Source organism: Dietzia cercidiphylli, from assembly GCF_014145145.1.
Taxonomy (GTDB): Bacteria; Actinomycetota; Actinomycetes; order Mycobacteriales; family Mycobacteriaceae; genus Dietzia; species Dietzia natronolimnaea.
This window is the reverse complement of record NZ_JAALEA010000461.1, coordinates 1-3,069: the sequence shown is the minus strand read 5'-3', so window position 1 is coordinate 3,069 and position 3,069 is coordinate 1. Positions and strand designations below refer to the sequence as shown.

Annotated in this window: 4 protein-coding genes; all 4 read right to left on the bottom strand. The window is 69.7% G+C overall.

Annotation, left to right across the window (positions count from 1 at the left end; genetic code table 11):
- Nucleotides 1–482 (bottom strand): sigma-70 family RNA polymerase sigma factor (locus G6028_RS15570; RefSeq protein ID WP_182659416.1); only part of this gene is annotated, 482 nt, incomplete at its 3' end.
- 7 nt (nucleotides 483–489) lie between these two features.
- Nucleotides 490–2,040: an acyl-CoA synthetase gene (locus tag G6028_RS15565; protein ID WP_182659415.1), complete on the bottom strand. Its 1,551-nt coding sequence runs from the start codon at nucleotides 2,038–2,040 to the stop codon at nucleotides 490–492.
- Between the two features lie 68 nt (nucleotides 2,041–2,108).
- Nucleotides 2,109–2,666 carry a hypoxanthine phosphoribosyltransferase gene (gene hpt, locus G6028_RS15560; RefSeq protein ID WP_182610652.1) on the bottom strand — a complete coding sequence of 186 codons (558 nt, stop codon included), beginning with the start codon at nucleotides 2,664–2,666 and terminating at the stop codon, nucleotides 2,109–2,111.
- The coding region (locus G6028_RS15555) for a TilS substrate-binding domain-containing protein (RefSeq protein WP_182659414.1) at nucleotides 2,667–3,069 on the bottom strand (403 nt) is incomplete at its 5' end.

Sequence of the window (3,069 nt, the reverse complement as noted above, 5' to 3'; positions counted from 1 at the left end):
GTTCCCTGACCGCCCGGCGGCGCCGCCACCTTGGACCGGGCCCTGGAGGCGTGCTTGCGGGCGGCGGCCGGGGTGCAGTCCAGGATCCCGGCGATGGTGGCGAAGTCGACGGCGAACGAGTCGTGGAGGACCAGCGCCACCCGCTCGGCGGGGGACAGCCGGTCGAGCACCAGGTGCAGCGCCGACCCCACCGACTCGGCGAGGGCCACCTCCTCGGCGGGGTCGGGATCGGCACCCGGACGATCGGGCGCGTCCCCGGGCACGGGCACCGGCACCGCGGCCTTGAGACGGTCCAGACACACTCTGGTGACCACGGTGGTGAGCCATCCCTGCAGGTTGTCGACGGCGGCGGCGTCGGTCCTCGCCAGCCGCAGCCACGCCTGTTGGACCGCGTCCTCGGCCTCGGCCGGATCACCGAGGACTCGCGCGGCGATCCGGGTGAGTCTCGGTCGCTCGCGTTCGAACTCGCCGGTCAGGTCCATCGGCGCCTCAGGCGACGGTTCCGCTCGTGTAGCGGTCGAGGATCCGGCGCTTGACCAGTTTCCCGGTGGGCGTGCGGGGTAGCTCGTCGACGAAGTCCACCGCCCGCGGGATCTTGAAGTCCGAGATGTGGCCGCGGAGCGATCCGAGGATCTCCTCGCCCAGGTCGGGGTCGTCGGCGCGGTCGGGAGCGGGCACCACCACGGCGTGGACCTTCTCCCCCATCTCCTCGTCCGGGATCCCGATCACCGCGACGTCCTCGACCGCCGGGTGCAGCGCGAGTGCGTTCTCGATCTCCTGCGGGTAGATGTTCACGCCGCCGGAGATGATGGTGAACGCCTTGCGGTCGGTGAGGTAGAGGAAGCGGTCGGAGTCCAGGTAACCCACGTCGCCGAAGGTGGACCAGTTGGGGTGCTCGGGGTGGAAGACGGACGCGGTCTTGTCCGGATCGCCGTGGTAGGCGAAGGTGCCCTCGTCCTGCTGCCAATAGATGGTGCCGATCTCGCCGATGGGCAGCTCGCGGCCCTCCTCGTCGCAGATGTGCGCGATGCCCTTGAGCCCGTCGCGGCCCACCGATCCGGGGCGTTCGAGCGCCTCCTGCGAGTTGATGAACGTGATCCCCATGCCCTCGGTGGCCGAGTAGTACTCGTGGATCACCGAGCCCCACCACTCGATCATCCGGCGCTTGACCTCGGGCGGGCACGGGGCGGCGGCGTGGATCGCGTGGGTCATGCTGGACACGTCGTAACGCATCCGCGTCTCTTCCGGCAGCTTGAGCATGCGCACGAACATCGTCGGCACCCACTGCGAGTGGGTCACGCGGTACTCCTCGATGAGGCGCAGTGACTCCTCGGCGTCGAAGCGGTCCATGAGGATCACGGTCCCGCCGACGGAGTTGACCACGCCGCAGAACCGCAGCGGGGCCGCGTGGTACAGCGGCGCGGGGCACAGATACACGCTGTCGGCGTCGAACGCGTAGAGGAAGCTGAACACCGGGGTGTAGACGTCGGGGACCTCGTCGATCTGCCCCTCCGGCGGGTCCACGCGCACGCCCTTGGGCCGTCCGGTGGTGCCGGAGGAGTAGAGGAAGTCGTGGCCGCGGGGCTGGTCGGCGGGCGGATCAGTGGGCTTGTCGGCCAGCAGTTCTCGGTAGTCCGCGAACCCGTCGAGCGTCCCGCCGAACACCACCCGGTGCTCGACGTCGGGGTGCGCGTCCGGGGACAGGTCGACGTGGTCGGCCACGGGAGCGGAGACGAAGAGGGCGCGGGCACCGCAGTCCCCGATGATGTAGGAGGACTCGTCGGCCGTCAGGTGATGGTTGATGGCGGCGATGTAGAGCCCGACCCGCAGTGCCCCCCAGTAGATCTCGACCATCTCGAGGGTGTTGTCCGAGACCACGGCGATGGTGTCGCCGGGCCGAAGCCCCCAGTCGTCGGTCAGGACGTGCGCGAGCTGGGCCGACCTGGCCTCGAGCTCGGCGTAGGTGATCTGCTCGCCCGTCGCGGGGCGGATCACGGCGGGCTTGTCGGGCGTGGTGGCGGCGAAGGTTCCCGGGAACATGTCGCCAGGCTAACCGCCTCGCGTGACCTGGATCACGAAATTGCCAGACATGTGTCCAACAGCGTCGGTCAGGAGTACATGCGCGGGTGCAGCCGGCCGATGTACGGCAGGTCGCGGTACCGCTCGGCGAAGTCCAGGCCGTACCCCACCACGAACTCGTTGGGGATGTCGAACCCGATCTCCAGGATGTCCAGGTCGGCCTTGACCGCGTCGGGCTTGCGCAGCAGGGTGACGATCTCCAGCGAGCGCGGATTGCGGGTGCGGAGGTTGCGCATCAGCCACGACAGGGTCAGGCCCGAGTCGATGATGTCCTCCACGATGATCACGTCGCGGTCCGCGATGTCGCGGTCGAGGTCCTTGAGGATCCGCACCACTCCCGAGGAGCTGGTGGAGGAGCCGTAGGAACTGACCGCCATGAACTCCAGCTCGGAGGGGATGGTCAGCGCCCGGGCGAAGTCGGAGACGAAGATCGCCGCGCCCTTGAGCACGGCGACCAGCACGACCTCCTGTTCGGAGTCCCGGTAGCGCTCCCCGATCGTCGCGCCCATCTCGGCGATCCGGTCGCGGATCACATCGGTGTCGATGAGCACCGACTCGATCTCGTCGGCGTACTTGTCCGTGCTCATCTACGTCCCCGCTCCACTCGCCCGGTCGATCTCGAGGACCACCTTTCCATGCCGTCGCCGAGCGACCAACCTGCCCCGGCCCGCCGACACACCCGACCCGTCCGGGCCCGTGCCCCCGACCGCCACTCCCCCCTGCCCGTGCCAGTCGGTGACGAGGGCGGCCACCGACGACAGGTGCGCGTACGTGGGCGAGGCGCAGCCGTGGGCCAGCAGCCATCGCCGCAGGACCCGGGTCAGTACGGCGGTCGGCAACGGTTCGAGGACGGAGACGTCCAGTCCGCCGTCTCCGGAGACGGGCACGGCGGCGGCGAGACGGTCCAGCTCGTCGTCGTCGGTCCGGAGCAGCTCCGCGGTCCGCGCCAACCCCTCCGCCACCCCGCCCCCCAGGACGTCCTCGAGGAGG